This window comes from Myxococcus vastator (assembly GCF_010894475.1).
GTDB lineage: Bacteria > Myxococcota > Myxococcia > Myxococcales > Myxococcaceae > Myxococcus > Myxococcus vastator.
This window is the reverse complement of record NZ_JAAIYB010000961.1, coordinates 1-513: the sequence shown is the minus strand read 5'-3', so window position 1 is coordinate 513 and position 513 is coordinate 1. Positions and strand designations below refer to the sequence as shown.

Genomic DNA, 513 nt, shown 5'->3' with positions numbered 1-513 from the left:
CGGCTGTCACCACCCCAAAGTGCTCGCCAAAGGCTTCCACCACCCGCGGCAGCAACTGCCGGAAGGCGGGAGACTCACCCTCCTTGGCGCCGATGAATTCCAAGTCCAGGCAGGGCGCCGCCAGCGCACTGGTGAGCACGGCCCGCAGCGCGCCCAGCCGCCACAGTGCGCGGCCCTCCTCGTCGTTGGCGACGGCCTCCAGCCCCTCCACCTCACCCTGGTGCGTCGTCCACAGGCTCTTGCCGTCCACGCTCACCACGCCCAAGGGAAATGGCAGGCGGGGGGCGCTCGAATCCTCCAGCACCTCGCACGCCTGGGCCCTCAACGTCTCCCTCAGGCCGCCCGGCTGCTGCTTGCGCAGCAGACGCCAGAGCGTCGAGCCCCTCGTAACCGTTCAGGGGTAGTGTTGAGGCCGTCGTCGCGGTGTGCAACCCGTGGCGGATGCACACGAAAACCCCTGCGACGCTGGAATCGAAGATTGAACGACTGGTCCACGAGCACCTGGTGGAGCAG

1 pseudogene is annotated in these 513 nt (G+C 68.2%); it reads right to left on the bottom strand.

The window, feature by feature from the left end:
• Positions 1-265: pseudogene (locus G4D87_RS38560) on the bottom strand (hypothetical protein); the annotation flags it as partial.
• Positions 266-513 lie beyond the last annotated feature (248 nt).